Consider the following 21,712-nt stretch of genomic DNA (forward strand, 5'->3'; position numbering starts at 1 on the left):
GCCGCCGGCGAGGTCCGGACCCGGCGGATCACCGCCGCGGACGGCGCCCCCGTGGTCAGGCGCGCTCCAGGTAGCGGCGCCCCGGTATCTGCTCGAAGATCAGGTTGGTGCGGGTCTGGGCCACCGCCGGGTGGGTGGTGAGGTGGTCGACGACGAAGTCGCGCAGGGCCTCGGGGCCGGCGACGCCGACGTGCAGGAGGTAGTCGTCGGAGCCGGCCATGTGGAAGACGGCCAGGACGCCGGGCAGGTCGGGGGCGGTGCCGCGGAAGCTCTCGTTCTGCTCGCGGGTGTGGGCGCGCAGCCGGACCGAGATCATCGCCTGGAGCGGGAGGCCGATGGCCGCCGGGTCGATCTCGGCGCGGTAGCCGCGGATGACGTCGCGCTCCTGGAGGGCGCGGACGCGGGCCAGGCAGGTGGACGGGGCGATGCCCACCTGCTCGGCGAGGGCGTTGTTGGGGAGGCGGGCGTTGTCGGCCAGGGCGCGGATGATCGCCCGGTCGGTGTCGTCGATGGGGGTCCGCCCGCGCTGCGGATTGTTCGGCATACCCGCCAGGATTCCAGCCGGTTCCGTCGATGAGCAAACCTGTTCGGGCTTCGACCGAATCTTCTTCGGGAGAGCTTCCGGGATTCGCCGGAAAGTTCCATCCTGGGCGCGAGCGGCGACCGCTCCTCGACCTCTCACCACGCCCGGAGTGCCCCGCCCATGAGCCCGACCGCCACCTTCGCCGCACCCGACACCGACAGCGCCGCCGGGACCGCCGCGGCGACCGCCGTCGACCCGGGCCCGGAGCTGGACTGCGGTGACTTCGTGCTCCCCGCGACCGGGCTGGACGACGAGCGGCGGCTGCGCGCCCTGGACACGGTGGACGAGTACCTGACGCGCAAGCGCAAGCACCTGGTCGGCTACCAGGCCACCCAGGACATGCAGGGCACCGCGCTGGACCTGGCCCGGTTCATGCCGAACAACATCAACAACCTCGGCGACCCGTTCCAGAGCGGCGGCTACAAGCCGAACACCAAGGTCATCGAGTGCGCCGTCCTGGACTACTACGCGAAGCTGTGGCACGCGGAGCGCCCGCACGACCCGGCCGACCCCGAGTCGTACTGGGGCTACATGCTGTCCATGGGCTCGACCGAGGGCAACATGTACGCGCTCTGGAACGCCCGCGACTACCTCAGCGGCAAGGCGCTCATCCACCCGCCGACCGCCCCCCGGGACGAGCTGCGCTACGTCCAGGCCGCGCCGGACCGGCACAACCCGAACGCGCACCGTCCGGTCGCGTTCTACTCCGAGGACACCCACTACTCCTTCGCCAAGGCCGTCCGCGTGCTGGCCGTCGAGACCTTCCAGGCCGTCGGCCTGGAGCTGTACCCGGACGAGTGCCCGCTGGTCGACCCGGCCACCGGGCGCCGCGAGTGGCCGGCCGAGGTGCCCTCCCGCCCCGGCCCGTCCGGGTTCGCGTGGGACGGAACCGGCGAGATCGACGTCGACGCGCTCACCCTGCTGGTCGAGTTCTTCGCCGCCAAGGGGCACCCGGTCTTCGTCAACCTCAACCTCGGCAGCACCTTCAAGGGCGCGCACGACGACGTCCGGGCGGTCTGCGAGCGCCTGCTGCCGATCTTCGAGAAGTACGGCCTGGTGCGGCGCGAGGTGGTGTACGGCACGGACGAGCTCACCGGCGAGCCGCTGGTCGACGTGCGCCGCGGCTTCTGGATCCACGTGGACGGCGCGCTCGGCGCGGGCTACGCACCGTTCCTGCGGATGGCCTCCCAGGACCCGGCGTACGGCTGGACGCCGGAGACCGAGCTGCCCGAGTTCGACTTCGGCCTCGCCCTGCCCACCGCCGGACACGGCGAGGTCGACATGGTCTCCTCGATCGCGATGAGCGGCCACAAGTGGGCCGGCGCGCCCTGGCCGTGCGGCATCTACATGACCAAGGTGAAGTACCAGATCTCGCCGCCGTCCCAGCCGGACTACACGGGCGCGCCCGACACCACCTTCGCCGGCTCCCGCAACGGCTTCTCGCCGCTGATCCTCTGGGACCACCTGTCCCGCCACTCCTACCAGGACCAGGTCGACCGGATCCGGACCGCGCAGGAACTCGCCGACTACCTGGAGCGGCGCCTGCAGGCCATGGAGCAGGAGCTCGGCGTCGAGCTCTGGCCGGCCCGCACCCCGGGCGCCGTCACCGTGCGCTTCCGCAAGCCGAGCGCCGAACTGGTCGCGAAGTGGTCGCTGTCCTCGCAGGACGTGCTGCTCGTCCCCGGCGACGAGTCGACCCGGCGCAGCTACGTGCACGTGTTCGTGATGCCCTCGGTCGACCGCGCCAAGCTGGACGCCCTGCTCGCCGAGCTCGCCGAGGACCCGGTCCTCCTGGGCTGACCCGCCCGGAGCCGCCCGCTCCGGTCATCACGCGGCGGGCACGACGGGACGTACGGTGCGGGCCGGGCCACTATGGGAGGGGGCCTACGGGCCCACTGGTCGGCTCGAATGGGGTGCTCGTGATGGGCGTGCCGCGGGATCGGTCGCCGGGGCCCGGACACCTGGCCACCGGGGCACCGGCCGGACGCGGTCTGGACGCGGCCGCGGAGGTCCTGCGGTCGGCGCCGGCCCGGCTCGACGCGCACAGCGGCGGGCTCTACCTGCTGTCGGAGGACGGGCAGCTGCTCGAACTCGCCGTGACGCTGGGGTCCGCCCGGCAGTTCACCAGGCCGTGGCAGCGCGTCGGCCTGACCGCGCCCGTACCGGTGGCCGACGCGGCGCGCAGCGGCCGGATCGTCTGGGTGGGCGGCACGGCGCACATGGCGCGCAGGTACCCGAGGGTCGCGGTCGCCATGCCGTACGCGTTCTGCCTGGCGGCCGCTCCGGTCGTCTCGCGCGGGACGGTGTACGGGGTCGTCTTCGTGCTCTGGCCGGCCATGCACCCGCCGGAGATGTCGGCCGGTGAACGGGAGCGGTTCGCCGCGTTCGCCGGGCGCCTGGCCGAGGTGCTGGCGGACGAGGCCGCGGCCGGCCGCCCGGCCCGGGCCGGGCCGCGCCCCGAGCCGGCCGAACGCGGCACCACCGCCCCGCTGACCGCGATGGCGGCGCGGCTCCCGGAGGGCGTGTGCGGCATCGACCTGGACGGCAGGCTGGCCGCGGTCACCCCGACCGCTGCCGAGCTGCTGGGCGAACCGGTCGAGCGGCTGGTGGGCGCTCGGCCGTGGACGGTCCTGCCGTGGCTGCGGGACCCGGTGTACGAGTACCACTACCGGGCGGCGGTGATCAGCGGGCAGGCCACCTCCTTCGTCGCGCTGCGCCCGCCGGACCGCTGGCTGTCGTTCGAGCTCTACCCGGACCCGTCCGGACTGACCGCGCGGATCGTCCCCGCCGACGCCGCCGGCCGCTCCCGGCCCGCCGGCACCCCGCCCGAGCGGGCGACGCACACCCGGCCCGGAGCGCTGTACCACCTCCTCCACCTGGCCGGGGCACTCACCGAGGCCGTCAGCGTGCAGGACGTGGTGACCATGGTCTCCGAGCAGATCGTGCCGGCCTTCGGCGGCCAGGCCGTGGCGGTGCTGCTGGCCGAGGGGGGCCGCCTGCGCATCGTGGGCCACCGCGGCTACCCGCCCGGGCTGGTCGACCGGTTCGACGGCACCCCGCTGACCGAGTCCACCCCCGGTGTCCAGGCGTCCACCAACCCGGTGCCGGCCTACTTCGAGACCCGCGAGGACCTGGAACGGCTCTACCCGGGCCGCGAGGAGACGCAGGACGGGATGGCCGCCTGGGCCTACCTGCCGCTGGTGACCTCGGGCCGGCTGATCGGCACCTGCGTGCTGGCCTTCGCCGAGCCGCACCACTTCGACCTGGAGGAACGCGCCGTCCTCACCTCGCTCGGCGGGCTGATCGCCCAGGCCCTGGACCGCGCCCGGCTGTACGACACCAAGCTCGGCCTCGCCCAGGGCCTCCAGGAGAGCCTGCTGCCCCGCGCGCTGCCGGACGTCCCGGGCCTGGAAGTGAGCGCCCGCTACCTGCCCGCCACCGAGGGCATGGACATCGGCGGCGACTTCTACGACCTCATCCGGGTCGGGCCCGACAGCGTCGCCGTCGTGATCGGCGACGTCCAGGGCCACAACGTCAACGCCGCCGCGCTGATGGGCCAGGTCCGCACCGCCGTCCGCGCCTTCGCCACCGCCGACGCCGATCCGAGCACGGTGCTCTCCCGCACCAACCGGCTGGTGGCCGACCTGGACACCTCGCTGCTGGCCAGCTGCGCCTACCTGCGCGTCGACCTCGCCCGCCGCGAGGCCTGGCTGGCCGACGCCGGCCACCCCGTGCCCCTGCTGTACGGCCCGAACGGGCGGGCGCGCGCACTGGAGCCGCTCGTCGGCATGGTGCTGAACGTGGACCCCGCCGCCGACTACCCGCAGATCCGGATCGGCCTGCCGATCGGCACCACCCTGGCCCTGTACACCGACGGCCTCATCGACACGCCCGGGGCGGACCTCGACCGGGCGCTGGCCGACCTGACCGCCACGCTGGCCCGGCACGGCGGCGAACCGCTCGACCGGCTCGCCGACGCCCTCGTCGACCGGGCCGGCCACGGCGAGTACCGCACGGACGACGTCGCGTTGCTGCTGATCCGGGCCGTGCCCCGCTAGCCGTGTCCGGTTCCGGCCGGGGCGGGACCATGGGTGTATGGCGAAAGACACGGATCCCGACCCCCGGGCTCCGGGCGCCGCGACTGGTCGTCGCGGGCGGCAGCATCCACGCCCGGTCCCGGGGGACCCTTCGGTACGGCGTCTGCGGTCGGTGCTGAGCATCCGCAGTGTCGCCGGTCAGATGTTCCTCCTGCAGGTGACGATCGTGCTGCTGCTCGTGGTGGCGGCGGTCGTGGCGCTCCTGGTGGAGTCCCGCAGCGACCGGTTCGCGGCGGCGCGCGACCGCTCGCTCGCCGCGGCCGAGGCGTTCGCCCACAGCCCCGGCCTGGTGGCGACCATGCAGGGGCCCGACCCCAGTGCGGTGCTGCAGCCGCTCACCGAGGCGGCCCGCAAGGACGCCAACGTCGACTTCATCGTGGTGACCGACCGGAACGGCATCCGCTACACCCACCCCGAGCCGGAGCAGATCGGCAAGAAGTTCGTCGGCACCATCGGGCCCTCGCTGCACGGCCTGGTCACCGTCGAGCAGGTGCACGGCCCGCTCGGCCTGGAGTACCAGGTGGTCGTCCCGGTGGAGGACGGCCACGGTGGGGTCGTGGGCATCGTGTCCGCCGGCATGAAGGTCGCCAACGTGAGTAGCGCGATCGACCGCCAGCTGCCCGTCGTCCTGGGCGCGGGCACCCTCGCGCTGGGCCTGGCCACGGCCGGGACGGCGCTGGTGGGCAGACGTCTCCTGCGGCAGACCCACGGCCTGGGGCCGGAGGAAATGACCAGGATGTACGACCACCACGACGCGGTGCTGCACGCGGTGCGCGAGGGCGTGGCCATCGTCGGCGGCGACGGCCGGGTCCTGCTCGCCAACGACGAGGCGCGCCGGCTGCTGGACCTGCCGGAGGACGCGGAGGGGCGGGCCGTCACCGACCTCGGCCTCGATCCCCGGACGACCGAGCTGCTGCTGTCGGACAGCGCGGTCACCGACGAGGTGCTGCCCGTCGGAGACCGCCTGCTGGCCGTCAACAACCGCCCGACCGACAGCGGGGGAGGCCCGCCCGGCAGCGTCACCACCCTGCGGGACTCCACCGAGCTGCGCGTCCTGGCGGGGAAGGCCGAGGTCGCCCGCGGCCGGCTGAGCCTGCTGTACGACGCGAGCATGGCCATCGGCACCACCCTGGACGTCCGGCGCACCGCCGAGGAGCTCGCCGAACTGGCCTCCCGGGAGTTCTGCGACTACGCCACCGTCGACCTCGCCGAGGAGGTCCTGGTCGGCGAGGAGCCGCGGACCCTGACGGTCGGCACCCCGGTGGAACTGCAGCGCGTGGCTGTCGCGGGCATCCGCGAGGACTCGCCGCTGTACCGCCCGGGGGAGTTGGTCACCTGGGCCGGGAGCACCCCGCACGCGGCCGGCTTCGTCAGCGGACACTCCGCGCTGGTGCCCGACGTGGAGACCGACGCCGGGTGGCGCCGGCAGGACGCCGAGCGCACGCAGGCCGTCCTGGACTTCGGCCTGGTGTCGATGATCGCCGTTCCGCTGACGGCGCGCGGCGTGCTGATGGGCGTCGCCTGCTTCTGGCGCGGCCGGGACCGGGTCCGGTTCGAGGAGGACGAGCTCTCGCTGGCCGAGGAGCTGGCCGCCCGGGCCGCCGTGTCCATCGACAACGCCCGCCGCTTCACCCGCGAGCACACCATGGCCGTCACCCTGCAGCACAGCCTGCTGCCCCGCGCGCTGCCCGAGCAGAGCGCCCTGGACGTCGCCTACCGCTACCTGCCCGCCCAGGCCGGGGTCGGCGGCGACTGGTTCGACGTCATCCCGCTGCCGGGCGCCAGGGTCGCCCTCGTCGTGGGCGACGTGGTCGGCCACGGCATGCACGCGGCCGCCACCATGGGCCGGCTGCGCACCGCCGTCCAGAACTTCTCCACGCTCGACCTGCCGCCGGACGAGCTCCTCGGGCACCTGGACGAACTGGTCGCCCACCTGGACCAGGAGGCGGCCGCGGCCGGTGGCGAGCTCGCGATCACCGGCGCCACCTGCCTCTACGCGATCTACGACCCCAGCACCGCGACCTGTGCGATGGCCCGGGCGGGCCATCCCCCGCCCGCGCTCGTCCACCCGGACGGCACGGTGGAACTGCTCGGCCTCCCCGCCGGTCCGCCGCTCGGCCTGGGCGGAATGCCCTTCGAGGCCGTGGAACTGCGACTGCCGCCGGGCAGCAGCCTGATCCTCTACACCGACGGCCTCGTCGAGGACCGCACCCGCGACATCGGGGCCGGGCTGGACCTCCTCACGGGCGTCCTGAGCGGCTCCGAGCGGTCCCCCGAGGAACTCTGCGACGCCGTGCTCGACGCCCTGCTGCCCGCCCGCCAGAGCGACGACATCGCCCTCCTCGTCGCCCGCACCCGCGTGCTGGAGCCGGACCGGACCGCCGAGTGGGCGGTGGAATCGGCTCCGGAGGCGGTGGCCCGGGTCCGGGCCGAGGCCACCCGGCAGCTCGCCGCGTGGGGTCTGGACGAGGCCGGCTTCGTCACGGAACTGGTGCTCAGCGAGCTGGTGACCAACGCCATCCGCTACGGCACCGAGCCGGTCACGGTCCGGCTGCTGTACGACCGCACGCTGATCTGCGAGGTCTCCGACAGCAGCAGCACCGCTCCGCACCTGCGCTACGCGGTCGAGGACGACGAGGGCGGCCGCGGCCTCTTCCTCGTCGCCCGGCTCACCGAACGCTGGGGCGTCCGCTACACCCCCGCCGGAAAGATCATCTGGGCCGAGCAGTTCCTCTGACCCCGACGCCGGTTCCGGCCCCACCGCCCGCGGCGGGGCCGGACCGTCGCAGGGCCCGTCGCCCGGCTCCTACGCTCCGTCGCCCAGCGCGGACAGGTCGACGTTCCAGTCGAAGTCCCCGGCCCGGGTGGCGTTGATGGGTGCTTCCTTGTCGGGGTTCTCGGGGTCGAACTCCGAGACCAGGGTGTGGGTGACCTCGGGGCTGGTCCAGGCCGGCAGGTTCCTGTTCCAGCGGCCGCCCGTGTTCAGGGCGACCTTCCAGCGGAACGAGACGCTGTAGGCCTTCAGCCAGTACCCGGACGTCATCTTCACCGTGGTGGAGAAGCCCGGATTGTCGTTGAACTCGATCTTGTCCTGGGCGTCGGTGATGACCGCGTTGGTGTAGTTGGGCCGATAGGGGCCGTCCTGGACCCACCCGCGGGCGGAGGGGTGTTCGCCGTACCCGTCCTCCGACTCGATGATCTGCACGTTGGAGTCGGAGACCTCCTGCCAGAAGTGGTAGTTGCTGGAGACCCGCTGCGGGGCGCCCGGCGGGTTCTTCAACCGTGCGACCTGCTGGAAGCCGATGTCCTGGGCGGAGTGCAGCTTCTGGGTCGCCGGCCCTTCGTAGCTCGACCTGAACTCCAGGGTGGGCCGGTTGATGTCGAGGTTCTCCGCGCGGGCCTTGCCCCGGGTGCGGCGACCGGCGGGCGGGCTGCTCCCCCTGACCTCGGCGGTGTCCGCGTCCCGCTTGGACGGCATCCGCTGCACCGCCTCCCCGGCGCGGGCGGCCGGGCCGCCGTCCGCACCGCTCTCCGCCTCCACGCGGGTGGGCGGCGCCGACAGGACGCGGACGGCGTTGGCCTCGGCCTCGCGCTCGTAGCGGTCGGACGGGTCGGAGACCCGCAGGCCGTCGCCGCGGTCGGTGCCGGCGACCGGCCCCCGACGCTGCTGGATGACGTGGGTGAGTTCGTGCGCCAGGGTGTGGCGGTCGCCGCCGCCCGCGCCGAGGACCACGTGGTTGCCCGAAGTGAAGGCGCGGGCGCCGATCTCGGCCGCGGAGGCGTCGGCCGTGCTGCCGGTGTGCAGCCGTACGTCGGAGAAGTCCGCGCCGAGGCGGGACTCCATGTCGCGGCGGGTGCTCCCGTCCAGCGGGCGTCCGGCGGTCCGCAGCACCTGGTGCACCAGGGAGCGCTGGAGCGGCAGTTCGTCCTGGTCGGCGCTGCCGCCGGTGGCGCGCCGCTGCTGGACCAGGCGGGTCACCGCGGCGTTCCCGATGGTCCGTTGCAGGGCGAGGGCCGCGTCGGCCCCGGCGCCGGACCGGACGGCGCGGGTGGCGGCGGGGGAGGGGGCCCGGGTGGCCCGTCGGTCGGGTTCGTGAGCGCGCACGGCGATCGGGTTCCTTCCTCCTGGCGGCGGTTACGGCGGTTACGGCGGTTGCTGGTCGGCCCAGGTGCTGCCGCCGGCGACGCCCGGTGCGGGAAGGGCACCACGCCACGGCCGGCCCGACGGGCCGTCAGCGTTGCACGGGGGCAGACTTCGCCGTCCGCGGGGGACGGACCGGTTGCCCTCGGGGGCAGGCGCGGTTGCCCCACGGGGACAGGCGGGCAGAGCTGGTGCGGCCCGGGCGGGTCGTCGGCGGGTGCCCGGACCAGCGACGGAACCCGCTGGGTGTTGACATGGTCACGGGATGTGGGAGGAGATACAGGAGGGGGAGAGATCGGGGACGAACGGGCCGTGAGGGATTCGTCGACATCGTTGGGTCGTCCGGCGCGCCCTTCCCGGGCCGGACGCCCGGGAAGGGAAGGTAGTCCTGCACACCGAATCAGTTCCCCTGCCTGATGTCGCTCAGCGTGCCGCTGAGGTTGAGGAGTTCGTGGCAGGTGGACGCCTGCTTGCCCGAGGCCGGAGTGCCCGGGGACTCGCAGGTCACGTTCGCCGTCACGGTCTGGTCCTCGGGGACCTGGATGGGAGTCACCCAGTGGTAGTCCTGGTTTCGGAAGGTCTCCAACGCGATGGTGGTGATCGTCTGATTGCCCGCCGTGATGGTCAATAGACCTTGGTCACCCTGGAAGTTGGCGGCCACGATGTCCGTGATGTCGAAGACCTTGCCGTGCGGCACCTGGTAAGTGCCCACGGCGTTCGCGGCGTTCGCGGTCTGCACGTCGATCGTGGCGGAGCTCTGCAGTCCCGTCCCCGGCACCGCCAGGCCCGGACCGCCGCGGGAGCCGGGGGCCGGCTGCCCGCCGCCCGGCTTGGCCTGGCCGCCCGGACTGCCGGCGGACGGGTTCCCGGCGGAGGGGGCCGTCGGTGCGCCGCCGTCCGGGCCACCGGCGGACGGCGCCGGGGCGGGGGAGGCGCTCTGCTGGGCGACGGCCTTCTCGGCGGCCTGCTTGGCGGAGCTGCGCACCGCCGGGCGGACCAGGGCGAACCAGGCCAGCAGCAGCGCGATCAGCGCTGCCAGGAGAGCGAGCAGCCACTTGGGGAGGATCGGCAGTTGAATGAACTCGCCGTCCAGCAAAGGCTTCTGAGTGACAGTCGGATAGTCCGGAGGGGCGACGGCCCCGGCCGGGCCGTTCCCGGCGGCGTCCCTGCCGCTCGTGGCGTTGCCGTCCGCACCCTGGCCGTTCGCCGCCCTGCCGTCCGTGCCCCGGCCGCCGGTGCCCGCGCCGTCCGGGCCCTTGCCGGCCGCGGGCTCCGCCGGGCCGACCGTGACCTCGAAGGGCCAGGACGTCGGCTTGCCGAACCAGATCAGCTTGCGGGCGCGCGCCTGCAGGCGCAGCTCGCCGGACTCACCGGGCTGCAGGCCGAGCCGTTCCGGGGTGACCCGGAACCTCAGGTCCTCGCCGTCCTGCCCGGGGGTCAGCGCCACGGCGCCGGGGGTGTTCCCCAGGTTGCGCACCGAGGTCCGGTAGCGTCCGCGCAGCCAGCCGCGACGGCGGCGTGGTGCGAGGGCGGCCTGCAGCTCGTGGAACGGGGTCACGGTGACGGTGGCCTCCGGGACCGTCACCAGCTCGGGGCGTTCGGCCGGCAGCACCCGGATGCCGAGCGGGAAGTCGCCGGCCCGCGCTGCGGGCGAACGCGGCGGGGCCAGGCGCACCGTCACCGTCTCGGACGTCCCCGGGAACAGCGAGACCCGGGCCGGCTCCACGGTCGTCCACGCGGCACAGTCGCCGACCACCTCCAGCGTGTACGCCTCAACGATGTCGAGATCGTTGCGTACCGTCAGGGTCGTGGTGGCCACGCCACCGGGCGCCACCGTCAGTGCGGGCAGGCCGAGTTCGGCGGATGTGGTCATAGCGTGACGGTAGGGCCGCGTCACGCTCCGAGGAGAGGTCCGTGCGGGCAAGCTGTGGGCACACCCCTTGCCCGCACGGACCGACCGTCCTTGCCCGGCACCGTCCGGACGCACCCGTCGACCCGGCCGGCCCGGGCGGAGTACGGACCGCGAAGACCCGCGGTCGGCTCCGCCCCGCGGCAGCCGGCCGCCCGCCCCTCCGGACCGACGACGGCCCCGCCCCGCCGCGAGCGGCCGTCACCAGCGCAGTTACCCTTGAGATTTGGAGCAGTTCGATGACGTCGACCGACACCTCCCGTCCATGCCGTGAGGAAACCGTTGCCGCCCGCCGGACCGTGCCGCCGCAGCCCTCCGCCGCCGGCCGGTCCACCAGTGGCCTGCGTTCGACCGGCGGCCCCCGGCCCTTCGGCACCGCCCGTACCTCCGGGGCCGGCGGGGCCGCCTCCCACCCCCGCGGCAAGCCGGCCCAGGTGCGCGTCGCGGTGTACGCCGAGGACCTCATCCTGCAGACCGGCGTGGTCCAACAGCTGCGCCAGCGGCCCGAGGTGGAGCTGCTGAGCGAGAGCGAGGCGGCGCAGGCCGAGGTCTCCCTGCTGGTCGTCGACGCCATGACCGAGACGGTGGCCGAGCACCTGAGCCGGCTGCGGCTCGCCACCTCGGGCGCGATAGGCCTGGTGGTGGGGCAGTTCGAGGCCGGCGGGCTGCAGACGATCGTCGAGTGCGGGGTCGCCGCCGTGCTGCGCCGCTCGGAGGCGGACCAGGACCGGCTGGTGCACCTCATCACCGCCCTGGCCAACGGCGAGGGGGTGATGCCCGGGGACCTGCTCGGCGAACTGCTCGACCGGATCGGGATGCTCCAGCGGACCATGCTCGACGGCCGGGGCCTGACCCTGTCGACCCTGACCGCCCGGGAGGCGGAGATGCTCCGGCTGGTCGCCGAGGGCTTCGACACGAGTGAGATCGCCGCCAAGACCTCCTACTCCGAACGCACCGTCAAGAACGTTCTGCACGAGATCATCACGCGGCTGGGACTGCGCAACCGGGCGCACGCGGTGGGGTACGCCATGCGGCGCGGCCTGATCTGAGGGGCCGAGGGCCGTGGCGGCCTGCCCTTCGGGGACACCGGTCGTTACCCCCGGCTCGGGTGTCCGGGCTCTGTTCCCGGGTGCCCGGGCCGGGGAGACTGACGGCCAGACCGCCCCTGCCATCCTGAGAGGTCGAGCGTGATCGGCGCCACCGGCACTCCCCGCTCCATCCGGCGGCCGGCCCGGGCCGCCGTCGCGCTCCTGCTAGCCCTGGCGGCGGCCGTGCTGACCCTGGGCTCCGCGCCCGAAGGGCGGAACGTCCCCGCGGCCCCGGCCGCCGCGGTCGATCCGGCCGCCGGACGGATCGTCTACGCCGGCACCAACCACCGCGGCCTCGGCCGGGTGACCGGTGCCGACGCCAGCACCCCGCTGTTCGGGCCCGGCCCGATCCACTTCGACCGGGACCCCTCGGCCCGCGGCGACGAGCTGGTCTTCACCAGCCTGCGGGACGGCCGACTGCCCCAGGTCTACCTCCGCGACGCGGCCGGCGCGGTGCACAAGCTCACCACCGGCATGGACACCTCCCAGCCCGCGCTCGCCCCGGACGGCAAGGCCGTCGTCTTCGTCGCCCTGGAGCCCACCGCGACACCCGGCAGGTCCCAGAGCGTCCTGTGGGTGGTCAACCGGGACGGCAGCGGGCTGCGCCGGCTGACCGACGGCGCGGCCGACGAGACGCACCCGACCGTCTCGCCCGACGGCAAGTGGGTCGCGTACTCCTGCACCGGCGACCCGGCGCACCGTCAGATCTACCTGCGGCCGTTCGCCGGCGGTGCGCCCGTCAAGATCACCGACGTGACCGACGGTGACGCCGTCGACCCGACCTGGAACCCGCTGAACGACGACGAGCACCGCAACCAGATCGTCTACACCTGGGACCAGGGCGCCCAGGGCCGGACTCTCAGGCTCACCTCGCCCACCGGCGGGGACAAGGCGTTCTTCCTCCGCACCGGCTCCACCTGGAAGACCGGCTCCGCCGCCTGGCTGGCCGACGGCACCGGGGTGCTCTTCCTCAGCGCCGACCGCCTCCCCCAGAACCCCCCGGCCGACCCGCCGCCGCCGCCCGTGGTCAACCTGTACCGCGCACCCACGTGCTCCTGCGACGACCCCAAGCCGCTCTACAGCACCGACCGGCTGATCGCCGCGCCGACCTGGCTCGGCAACCAGAAGGACGGCGGGCCGGTGGTGGAGCAGACCAGCTCCTCCGCCGCCAACGTCGCCGACCTGCAGGACGTCCGCCCCGACGGGGCCGACCCGCGCGACCTGGGCATCAGCGTGCTCAGGGAGGACCCGGCCGCCGACACCAACACCGACCCCGCCCCGGGCGCCGACCCGCTCTTCCACCCCCGCCCCGGCTACGACCCGTGGTTCGAGCGGCAGGCCTACACGCCCGACGGCCGGCAGATCGTGGTCACCCGCTACGAGGACTCGCCGGCCGGGCGGATCCAGCGGATCTGGCTGGCCGACGCCGACGGCGCGAACCCGCACCCGACGAACCTGGCCGGGCGGCGCCCACTGGACCGGGACACCGACCCGTCCGTCTCACCGGACGGCCGGCTGGTCGTGTTCAGCCGCAGCTCCCCGGGCGGCGGCCAGGAGCCGGCCCGCCCGGGCCGGATCCTGATCGCCCAGGTGTCCACCGGGGCGATCGTCGGCACCGTCGAGCCGCCGGCCGGCGAGCCGGGCGCCTCGGACGGCCAGCCCTTCTGGTCCCCCGACGGCAAGCTGATCGTCTTCTCCCGGAGCGAGGTGATCAACGGCAACCCGGGCAACCTGCACCTGTGGACCGTCCCCGCCGACGACCTCGCCCGGCAGTCCGACCTGAGCCGGACGGCCTGCCCGGGCAGCTGCAACGTCATCGACGACAGCCCCGCGTTCTCGCCCGACGGCCGGCGCATCGCCTTCAACCGCAAGGCCGGCGACGGCGGGAACAACCATCGGGACGGCGTGCTGGTCGTCTCGCCCACCGGCGGCGACTGCACCGTGCTCCTGCCCGCCGCACTGCGCGGGCAGAAGGACGCCTGCACCCGGCCGCTGCCGGAGACCTCCGACGCCGGCCCCTTCCAGCCCCGCGACGTCGCCTGGACGGCGAACGGCACGCAGCTGGTGCTCACCTCCCGCCGCGCCCTGCCGCCCAACTCGCCGGAGGGGCTGGCCGTCTACGACCTCGCGGCCGGCACGCTCACCCCGCTCGACCGGCGGCTGCCGGGACGCCAGAAGGAACCGGCCGTCCAGCAGTCCGTCGACCTGGCACTGAGCGCACCCGAGCGGACCCCCGCTGTCCCCGTCGACGGCGGCACCGACGTGACGATCACCGTCACCAACAAGGGCCCGGCGCCCTCACCCGGCACCGTCCTCACGGCCTCGGTGCCCACCGGCGCCCGGCTCGGCACGCTGACCACCCCGATCGGGCAGTGCGACGCGGGCGCTCTGCGCTGCGACCTCGGCACCCTGGCACCGGGCGCGGTGGTCCGGGTCACCGCCCGGCTGATCGGCACCCGCACAGGCACGCAGGAGTTCGGCTGGACCGTCACCGGGACGGTGGCCGACCCGAACCCCGGGGACGACTCCGCCCGCACCTTCCTGCCGGTGCTCGACCCGCCGACCCCCTCGCCCACGCCGTCGCCGTCCGCCTCACCGACCCCGACCCCGACGCCCACCCCGGCCCCGACCCCGTCCACCACGCCTGCGCCCGCACCGCCGCCACCACCACCTGCGCCCGCCCCGGCACCGCCGCAGGCCGGCCCCGGCGTATCGGTCGACGCCCAGCCGAACCCCGGCTACGTCGGCGGCCACGTGACCGTCAGCTACACCGTGCGCAACACCGGCCAGGCCCTCGCGACGGGGCTGCGCCTGACCCTCGGCCTGCCCGCGGCAGTGCCCACCGAGGCACTGCCGCCCGGCTGCCGTGCCGGGGGCTGCGCCCTGGCCGACCTGGCGCCCGGCGGCAGCCAGGTGGTCCGGGTGGTGCTGTCACCCGAGGCGCCGCTGCAGACCACCATCACCGCGGAGCTGACCACCACCGGCACCGACGCCACCCCCGGACCGCACCGGGCGAGCACCCCGCTGCGCATCCTGCAGCCCCGCATCGTCGCGGTGCCGCCGATCGGCAAGCCCGGCTTCGTCACCTCCGTGCGCGGCGTGGACTTCCCGCCCGGTGTGCCGGTGCGGTTCACCTGGCAGCCCGGCATCACCGCGGCCGCCGCGCCCACCTACCCGCGGGCCGACGGGACCTTCGCCGGCCAGCTGCTCATCCTCCCCAAGGACGAGACCGGCCCGCGGACCATCACCGCCGACGGCCCCGGATTCTCGCCGGTCACCACGCCCTTCCTCGTGGTGGAGGGCAACATCGGCCCGCCGGGGGAGGTGGAGCGACGGTGATCCACGAGGTCGACGAGGCGCTGCGGCTGCTGCTCGCCGAGGCCGGGCTGCCCGAACGCGGGGTCGAGGTGGTCTTCGACGCGCCCACCCGGGACTTCGCCGCCCGGCGCACCGCGCCGACGGTCAGCGTCTTCCTCTACGGGATCCGCGAGGAGACCGACCGGCGGCAGGCCGGCGCCGTCGCGGAGTACGACGAGGACGGCCTGGTCGTCGGCCACCGGGCCGCGCCCCGGTGGTTCGAGCTGGCCTACCTGGTCACCGTCTGGACCAACCGGCCGCAGGACGAGCACCGGCTGCTGGCCGAGGTGCTGCAGTGCCTGACCGCCGTGGACGCGCTGCCCGCCCGGACGCTCACCGGCGCGCTCGCCCGGCTCGGACTCACCGTCGGGCTCGACATCGCGGGGCGCGACACCGGCCTGCCGTCGGTCTCGGACGTCTGGTCCGCGCTCGGCGGGGAGCTGCGGCCGTCGATCGACCTCAGGGCGCTCGCCCCGCTGCCCGGCGGGTACAGCCCCGCGGGGCCGCCGGTCACCGAGGGCCTGGTGGTGCACGTCGAGGACACCGGCCGGGAGGCCGGGGCCGGCCCCCGGGAGGGCACCGCACCCGCGGACGGCCCCGGCCGCCGACTGCGCTACCACGGCGGTACGGACCCCGGACCGGACGGCTTCGCCGCGCCACGGGACCGCGAGCTGCCGCCCGGCCGCCGGGCACGGGGCAGGGCGCGATGAGCCTCGACCTCGGACCGGCCGCGCCGGCGGCGGTGGCGGCGGTGGCCACGGTGGTTCCGGACAGCCCGGATGTGTCGGCCGGCCAGGACAGCCCGGACGCGTCGGCCGGCGCCGATCACCTCTGGGCACGGCTGCACCGGATCGAGCAACGGATCCGGACCGCGGTGCGCGAGCGCCGGGCCGACGACCCGGACCCGGACGACCCGTACCGCGGCCAGTACCTCAGCCCTGAGGCGGTGGAGCGGATCCTCGCGGCCTCCGGCGCGGCCCTCCGCGGCGGCGATGCCCCCGAGGACCGGCCGGCGCCGCCGCCAGGCTCGCGGCTCGCCCGGCTCTGCGCGGCCTTCGGTCTGCTCCCGGTGGACCTCGAACTCCTGCTGGTGGCCCTCGCCCCCGACCTCGACACCCGCTTCGAACAGTTCTACGGCTACCTCAACGACGATCTGACCAGGCGTCGGCCGACCGTCGGGCTGGCGCTCGAACTCTGCGGGCTGTCCGGAGCCGGCGCCGGCCGCTTCCGGTTCGCCGCCCGGGCCCCGCTGATCGCCGGTGGCCTGCTGGAGGTCGCCGAGCCCGAGCGCCCGCTGCTCTCCCGCACCCTGCGGGTGCCGGACCGGGTGACGGCCCATCTGCTCGGCGATCACGAGCCGGACGGCGCGCTCACCGGGCTGGCCCGACGAGCCGCCCCCGGGGCGGTCGCCCCCGGCGGAGCCTTCGCGGAGCTCGTCGACCGGGTGCGCGCGGCCGCGGCGGACGGCGGACCGGTGCACCTGCTGGACCGGGACGGGCACGCCGGACCGCCGGCGGCGGCCGCCCTCGCGGCCGGCGGCCGGCCCGTCCTGGTCGTGGACGCGGCCGCGCTGGCCGCCCACCCGTCGGCGGGCGTCGTCCGGGTGCTCGCCCGCGAGGCCCGGCTGAGCGGGGGCGGTGTGGTGCTCGGGCCGCTGGACCGGCTGGAACCCGAACGGCCCGAGCGGGCAGCCCTGTTGCGCGAACTGTGCGCGGCCCTGGCCGGTGTCCCGCTGATCGTGCACGGCCCGCAGGTGTGGGACCCGGCGTGGTCGCGGGAGAGCCCGGTGGTGGTCACCGTCCCGCCGCCGGACGCGCAGGCCCGGGCCGAGCGCTGGGCCCGCGCGCTCGCCGGGGCCCGGACGCCTCCGGGCGGGGAGCCGGGTGGGGATCCGGGCGGGGAACCGACGGAGGAACCGGCCGGGGAGCTGACGGAGGAACTGGCCGAGGCGGTGGCCGCCTACCGGGTGGACCAGGAGAAGCTGGAACGGGCCGCCGCCGTGGCCGCCAGGACGGCGGCCGCCGAGCGGCGCCCGGTGCGCGCCGAGGACGTACGGGCCGCCGTGCGCGCGCAGAACGCCGCGGGCCTGGCCCGGCTCGCCCGGCGGATCGAACCCGCCGTCGGCTGGGACGACCTGGTGCTGCCCGGGCCCACCGCAGGCCGGCTGCGCGAGCTGGTGCTGCGCGCCCGGCACCGCGACCAGGTGCTCGGGCAGTGGCGGATGCGCCCGGGCGGCGGTCGCGGGAACGGCGTGATCGCCCTGTTCGCGGGGGAGTCGGGCACCGGCAAGACGATGTCGGCCGAGGTGGTCGCCGCCGAGCTCGGCATGGAGTTGTACGTCGTGGACCTCTCCACCGTGGTGGACAAGTACATCGGCGAGACCGAGAAGAACCTGGAGCGGATCTTCACCGAGGCCGCGCAGGTGAACGGCGTCCTGCTGTTCGACGAGGCGGACGCGCTGTTCGGGAAGCGCTCCCAGGTCAAGGACGCCCACGACCGCCACGCCAACGTGGAGACGGCCTACCTGCTGCAGCGGATGGAGTCCTTCGAGGGCATCGCGGTGCTGACGTCCAACCTGCGCGCCAACCTCGACGAGGCGTTCACCCGCCGGCTCGACGTCATCGCGGAGTTCCCGCTGCCCGACGAGGCACAGCGGCGGGTGCTCTGGGACCGCTGTCTGGGCCCGCGGCTGCCCCGCGGGGACGACCTCGACCTGGACTTCTGCGCCCGGCACTTCGAACTCACCGGCGGCTCCATCCGGGCCTGCGCGGTCTCCGCGGCCTACCTGGCCGCCGGCACGGGCACCCCGCTGGGCATGGCGCAGTTGGTCGCCGCGGTGGTCGGCGAGTACCGCAAGCTCGGCCGGCTGGTGCTGGAGAGCGAGTTCGGGCCGTGGCTGGGCGTCCTCGGGGAGCCCGGGCGGGGCTGACCCTACCGGCGGGTACCGAGGAGGTGCCCGCCGGGGGCAGTCGTTCTTGCCCTCGCTCCGGGACCTGCGGACATGTCCCCGGACGGTGCCCGGGCAGCAGACTCGGGGACGACTGACCGGCCACCCGAAGGAGCAGGAATGCCGTCGTACCTCACCCCGGGCGTGTACGTGGAGGAGGTCCAGTCCGGTGCCCGGCCGATCGAGGGCGTCGGCACGGCCGTCGCCGCCTTCGTCGGCTTCGCCGAGACCGGCCCCTTCCACGAGCCCACGCTGGTGACCAACTGGGACCAGTACGTCCAACGGTTCGGCGGGTTCACCGAGGGCACCTACCTCGCCCACGCGGTGTACGGCTTCTTCGCCAACGGCGGCGGTTCCGCCTACGTCGTGCGGGTCGGCGACCCGGCCCGGCAGGCGTCCGGCGCCGCCGCCCCCGCCGTGAGCGCGCCCGCGCCCGTCGCGATCTCGGGCTTCCTCTTCTCGGCGCTGCCCGGCGCCGGCGGCGAGGTCTCCGTCGAGGTCGCCGACGTGGAGGGCGAGAACGTCCCCGAGGACCGCTTCCGCCTCCTGGTCCGCCGGGGCGCCGAAGTCGTCGAGACCTACGACGTCTCGACCCGCAAGAGCACCAAGGGCTACGTCGTCACCCAGCTGCGGGAGTCCAAGCTGGTCGCCGTCGCCGAGCAGCCCGGCACCGCGCCGAGCCGCCCCGAGCGCCGGACCCACGCCCTCGCCGCCGCCGCCGCGCCCGCCACCGGGCCGGTCGCGGCCGCCGCCCGCCTCGACCCCGCCGAGTACGTCGGCGACGCCGCCGCCCGGACCGGCTTCTCGGGCCTGGAGGCGATCGACGAGATCACCATGGTCGCGGTGCCCGACCTGATGAGCGCCTACCAGCGCGGCGACATCGACGCCGAGGGCCTGCGCACCGTCCAGCTGGCCGTGATGTCGCACTGCGAGCAGATGGGCGACCGGATCGCCGTCCTGGACCCGCCGCCCGGCCTCAACGCCCAGCAGATGCGCACCTGGCGCAACGACGAGGCGGGCTTCGACTCCCGCTACGCCGCCCTGTACTACCCGTGGATCAAGGTCTTCGACCCGGCGAGCGGCCGCAACGTGATGGTCCCGCCGAGCGGGCACGCCGCCGGGGTGTGGGCGCGCAGCGACGCCGAGCGCGGCGTGCACAAGGCGCCGGCCAACGAGGTCATCCGCGGGGCGGTGGACCTGGAGATCCGCCTCAGCAAGGGCGAACAGGACCTGCTGAACCCGATCGGCGTCAACTGCGTGCGGGCCTTCCCCGGACGCGGCATCCGGATCTGGGGCGCGCGCACCCTCTCCTCCGACCCGGCCTGGCGCTACCTCAACGTGCGCCGGCTCTTCAACTACCTGGAGGAGTCCATCCTCCTGGGGACCCAGTGGGTCGTCTTCGAGCCCAACGACGACCGGCTCTGGTCCAGCATCCGCCGGAACATCACCGCGTTCCTCACCGAGGAGTGGCGGCGCGGGGCGCTGTTCGGCCAGACCGCGGCCGAGGCCTTCTACGTCAAGTGCGACCGCGACAACAACCCGCCGGAGTCCATCGACCTCGGCCAGGTGATCTGCGAGATCGGGGTCTCGCCGGTGAAGCCGGCGGAGTTCGTGGTGTTCCGGCTGTCCCAGTTCTCCGACAGCACGAGCCTCGTCAACGAGTGACCGGCACCCGCACCCGGCACCCGGTCGGACCCCATCGGAAGGTGACAACTAGCCATGGCTGAAGGCGATCCGCTCTCCACACACATCTTCGGCGTCCAACTCGGCGGCTACAACGTCGAGTCCGTCAAGGAGATCAGCAACCTGACGGTCGACCAGGAGGTCGTCGAGTACAAGCAGGTGACCCAGGAAGGGAAACTGATCGTCCGCAAGCAGCCGGGCGCCCGCATGCCCGGCGAGGTGACGATCACCCGCGGCCTCGACAAGAGCAGCGCGTTCTCGAACTGGATCAAGGAGACCCTCAACAACGGGGCGATCAACACCGCGCGGCAGAACCTCACCATCGAGGTCAAGGACACCACCGGTGCCACCCTGCGGCGCATCCAGCTGACCAACGCCTGGGCGAGTCGCTGGGAGGGCCCCACGCTCACCGCCGGCGAGTCCAGCGCCGCGTCGGAGACCGTGACCATCGTGTTCGAGGAGATCAGCGTAGAGTGAGGCGGAAGATCGGCCTGGAGGAACTCCTCGAACGGGCCCCGGCCGCGCAGCACGCCGCGCCGCCGGCACAGCAACCCGCGGGGCCGTCGGGGCTCTCCGGGCCGTCCGGCCCCCAACGGCGGGCGCCGCACACCGAGTTCGAGTTCGAGCTGCCGCTCGGCTACGTCGACGACGAGGGCACCGTCCACCGGCACGGCACCATGCGCCTGGCCACCGCCCGCGACGAACTGATGCCGCAGATCGACCTGCGGGTCAAGGAGAACCCGGCCTACCTGAGCGTGGTGCTGCTCAGCCACGTGATCACCAGGCTGGGCGACGTCACCGACGTGCACGCCGGGATCGTCGAGCGGATGTACGCCACCGACGTGGCGTTCCTCCAGGACCTCTACCAGCGGATCAACAGCGAGGGCCACACGCGCGCCGCGGTGACCTGCCCGCACTGTGACGGCGCCTTCGAGGTCGACCTCGCCGGTGGGCGCCTGGGGGAATCGTGACGTACGCGCCTGCTCGGCTGTACGAGGAGATCGCGTACATCGCCTACCACTTCCACTGGCAGCGGGAGGACATCCTCGACCTGACCCACCGTGAACGCGGGCAGTGGGTGCGCGAGATCGCGCGGATCAACACCCGTGTCAGCGAAGGCGGGTGAGTCGGATGGGGCTTCGGGACTGGATCGGCCGCCGGCGGACCGGCGAGGCGGCGGGCGGCCGTGCGGGCGGTGCTGCAGCCGGCAGTGCTGCCGACGGCGCCGCGGGCGCGGACGCCGGCTCCGGCCACGGCGCTGACGGCGGCGCCGTTCGGCGTGCCCCGGCGGCGGGCGACGGGGGGTGGCGCGCGGTAAGGCCGCTCGTCCCCACCCTGGCCGGGCCTGCGCACGGCGTCAGCGACGGCCTGCGTTTCCGGTCCCGGCTCGCCTCGTGGCAGGACCCCTCGCTGAGCGGCCCGCTCGGCCACGCGGTCCTGCCGTCCGCCCCGGCGGGGATCCTGCGGGCGATGGCGCGACCGATCGCGCCGCCCGCCGCCGTCGGGGGCGGGGCCGGGCTCGCCATGCCGGTGGTCGCGGATGCGCCCGGGGCCGGCGAAGCGCAGCCGACGACGGACCCGGGCGAACCGGGTGCATCGGGTGCGGCGGGTGCGTCGGGGGGAACTGGGCGGGCACGGGCGGTCCAACGGTCCGCCCCGGTCCGGCGGCTTCCCGTGCGGTCGGCGGCGCGAGCGGCCAGCCCGGACGGGGCCGGCCGGCCGACGGCTCAGGCCGGCGCTCGGGCGGACGGTCGGGACGGCGCTCGGGCGGACGGTCGGGACGGCGGCGTCGGTGGTGGCGATGCCGGCGCTGGTGCGCCGACGCCCGCCGAGGGTGCCGTGACGTCGCCTTCGCGTGACGCGGTGGGCCAGGCCCGCCCGGTACGGCCCCGTCGCGTCGGTGGATC

Annotated in this window: 14 protein-coding genes; 11 read left to right on the forward strand and 3 right to left on the reverse strand. The window is 74.6% G+C overall.

Annotation, left to right across the window (positions count from 1 at the left end):
- Positions 1 to 55 precede the first annotated feature (55 nt).
- Positions 56 to 544 (reverse strand): Lrp/AsnC family transcriptional regulator, encoded by a 489-nt coding sequence (locus ACIGG8_RS33160; RefSeq protein ID WP_350524432.1) that lies wholly within the window; start codon positions 542 to 544, stop codon positions 56 to 58.
- A gap of 159 nt (positions 545 to 703) precedes the next feature.
- Here ACIGG8_RS33160 and ACIGG8_RS33165 point away from each other — a divergent pair, with 159 nt between their 5' ends.
- The 3 genes from ACIGG8_RS33165 to ACIGG8_RS33175 all read left to right on the forward strand — a co-directional run bounded on the left by ACIGG8_RS33165 (position 704) and on the right by ACIGG8_RS33175 (position 7,417).
- A complete protein-coding gene (locus tag ACIGG8_RS33165; protein ID WP_396552370.1) occupies positions 704 to 2,383 on the forward strand; it encodes a histidine decarboxylase in 1,680 nt (559 codons plus the stop codon).
- A 122-nt stretch (positions 2,384 to 2,505) separates the two neighbouring features.
- On the forward strand, positions 2,506 to 4,641 hold the full coding sequence (locus ACIGG8_RS33170) for a SpoIIE family protein phosphatase (protein ID WP_396552371.1): 2,136 nt from the start codon (positions 2,506 to 2,508) through the stop codon (positions 4,639 to 4,641).
- Positions 4,642 to 4,822: 181 nt separating this feature from the next.
- Positions 4,823 to 7,417 carry a SpoIIE family protein phosphatase gene (locus tag ACIGG8_RS33175; RefSeq protein WP_396552372.1) on the forward strand — a complete coding sequence of 865 codons (2,595 nt, stop codon included), beginning with the start codon at positions 4,823 to 4,825 and terminating at the stop codon, positions 7,415 to 7,417.
- A gap of 69 nt (positions 7,418 to 7,486) precedes the next feature.
- On the opposite strand, the gene ACIGG8_RS33180 is transcribed toward ACIGG8_RS33175, so the two are convergent.
- On the reverse strand, positions 7,487 to 8,785 hold the full coding sequence (locus ACIGG8_RS33180; protein ID WP_396552373.1) for a DUF4157 domain-containing protein: 1,299 nt from the start codon (positions 8,783 to 8,785) through the stop codon (positions 7,487 to 7,489).
- A gap of 436 nt (positions 8,786 to 9,221) precedes the next feature.
- The gene (locus tag ACIGG8_RS33185) at positions 9,222 to 10,694 is read right to left on the reverse strand and encodes a hydrolytic protein (protein WP_396552374.1); all 1,473 of its coding nucleotides are present in this window, start codon (positions 10,692 to 10,694) and stop codon (positions 9,222 to 9,224) included.
- Between the two features lie 275 nt (positions 10,695 to 10,969).
- On the opposite strand from ACIGG8_RS33185, the gene ACIGG8_RS33190 reads away from it, so the two are divergent.
- From ACIGG8_RS33190 to ACIGG8_RS33225, 8 genes are all read left to right on the forward strand, one after another.
- Positions 10,970 to 11,779 carry a response regulator transcription factor gene (locus ACIGG8_RS33190; RefSeq protein WP_396552375.1) on the forward strand — a complete coding sequence of 270 codons (810 nt, stop codon included), beginning with the start codon at positions 10,970 to 10,972 and terminating at the stop codon, positions 11,777 to 11,779.
- Between the two features lie 138 nt (positions 11,780 to 11,917).
- Positions 11,918 to 15,157, forward strand: a complete 3,240-nt coding sequence (locus ACIGG8_RS33195) for a hypothetical protein (protein ID WP_396552376.1) — start codon at positions 11,918 to 11,920, stop codon at positions 15,155 to 15,157.
- Positions 15,154 to 15,885 carry a DUF4255 domain-containing protein gene (locus ACIGG8_RS33200; RefSeq protein ID WP_350524439.1) on the forward strand — a complete coding sequence of 244 codons (732 nt, stop codon included), beginning with the start codon at positions 15,154 to 15,156 and terminating at the stop codon, positions 15,883 to 15,885. Before ACIGG8_RS33195 ends, ACIGG8_RS33200 begins: the two co-directional genes overlap by 4 nt.
- The gene (locus tag ACIGG8_RS33205) at positions 15,882 to 18,104 is read left to right on the forward strand and encodes an ATP-binding protein (protein WP_396552377.1); all 2,223 of its coding nucleotides are present in this window, start codon (positions 15,882 to 15,884) and stop codon (positions 18,102 to 18,104) included. Before ACIGG8_RS33200 ends, ACIGG8_RS33205 begins: the two co-directional genes overlap by 4 nt.
- Positions 18,105 to 18,242: 138 nt before the next feature.
- Positions 18,243 to 19,787 (forward strand): phage tail sheath family protein, encoded by a 1,545-nt coding sequence (locus tag ACIGG8_RS33210; protein ID WP_396552378.1) that lies wholly within the window; start codon positions 18,243 to 18,245, stop codon positions 19,785 to 19,787.
- A gap of 54 nt (positions 19,788 to 19,841) precedes the next feature.
- Positions 19,842 to 20,282: a phage tail protein gene (locus ACIGG8_RS33215; RefSeq protein ID WP_350524442.1), complete on the forward strand. Its 441-nt coding sequence runs from the start codon at positions 19,842 to 19,844 to the stop codon at positions 20,280 to 20,282.
- Positions 20,279 to 20,776, forward strand: a complete 498-nt coding sequence (locus tag ACIGG8_RS33220; RefSeq protein ID WP_396552379.1) for a hypothetical protein — start codon at positions 20,279 to 20,281, stop codon at positions 20,774 to 20,776. Before ACIGG8_RS33215 ends, ACIGG8_RS33220 begins: the two co-directional genes overlap by 4 nt.
- Complete coding sequence (locus ACIGG8_RS33225; RefSeq protein WP_360509020.1) at positions 20,773 to 20,931, forward strand: DUF6760 family protein; 159 nt, start codon at positions 20,773 to 20,775, stop codon at positions 20,929 to 20,931. The genes ACIGG8_RS33220 and ACIGG8_RS33225 overlap by 4 nt, the downstream gene beginning before the upstream one ends.
- The last annotated feature ends 781 nt before the right edge of the window (positions 20,932 to 21,712 follow it).

This window comes from Kitasatospora sp. NPDC085464 (assembly GCF_044541955.1).
Classification (GTDB): domain Bacteria; phylum Actinomycetota; class Actinomycetes; order Streptomycetales; family Streptomycetaceae; genus Kitasatospora.

What these genes read in the sequence shown, in the direction of transcription:
- ACIGG8_RS33160 (WP_350524432.1), bottom strand. Translation starts at nt 544, where the DNA reads ATGCCGAACAATCCGCAGCGCGGGCGGACCCCCATCGACGACACCGAC.
- ACIGG8_RS33165 (WP_396552370.1), top strand. Translation starts at nt 704, where the DNA reads ATGAGCCCGACCGCCACCTTCGCCGCACCCGACACCGACAGCGCCGCC.
- ACIGG8_RS33170 (WP_396552371.1), top strand. Translation starts at nt 2,506, where the DNA reads ATGGGCGTGCCGCGGGATCGGTCGCCGGGGCCCGGACACCTGGCCACC.
- ACIGG8_RS33175 (WP_396552372.1), top strand. Translation starts at nt 4,823, where the DNA reads ATGTTCCTCCTGCAGGTGACGATCGTGCTGCTGCTCGTGGTGGCGGCG.
- ACIGG8_RS33185 (WP_396552374.1), bottom strand. Translation starts at nt 10,694, where the DNA reads ATGACCACATCCGCCGAACTCGGCCTGCCCGCACTGACGGTGGCGCCC.
- ACIGG8_RS33190 (WP_396552375.1), top strand. Translation starts at nt 10,970, where the DNA reads ATGACGTCGACCGACACCTCCCGTCCATGCCGTGAGGAAACCGTTGCC.
- ACIGG8_RS33205 (WP_396552377.1), top strand. Translation starts at nt 15,882, where the DNA reads ATGAGCCTCGACCTCGGACCGGCCGCGCCGGCGGCGGTGGCGGCGGTG.
- ACIGG8_RS33210 (WP_396552378.1), top strand. Translation starts at nt 18,243, where the DNA reads ATGCCGTCGTACCTCACCCCGGGCGTGTACGTGGAGGAGGTCCAGTCC.
- ACIGG8_RS33215 (WP_350524442.1), top strand. Translation starts at nt 19,842, where the DNA reads ATGGCTGAAGGCGATCCGCTCTCCACACACATCTTCGGCGTCCAACTC.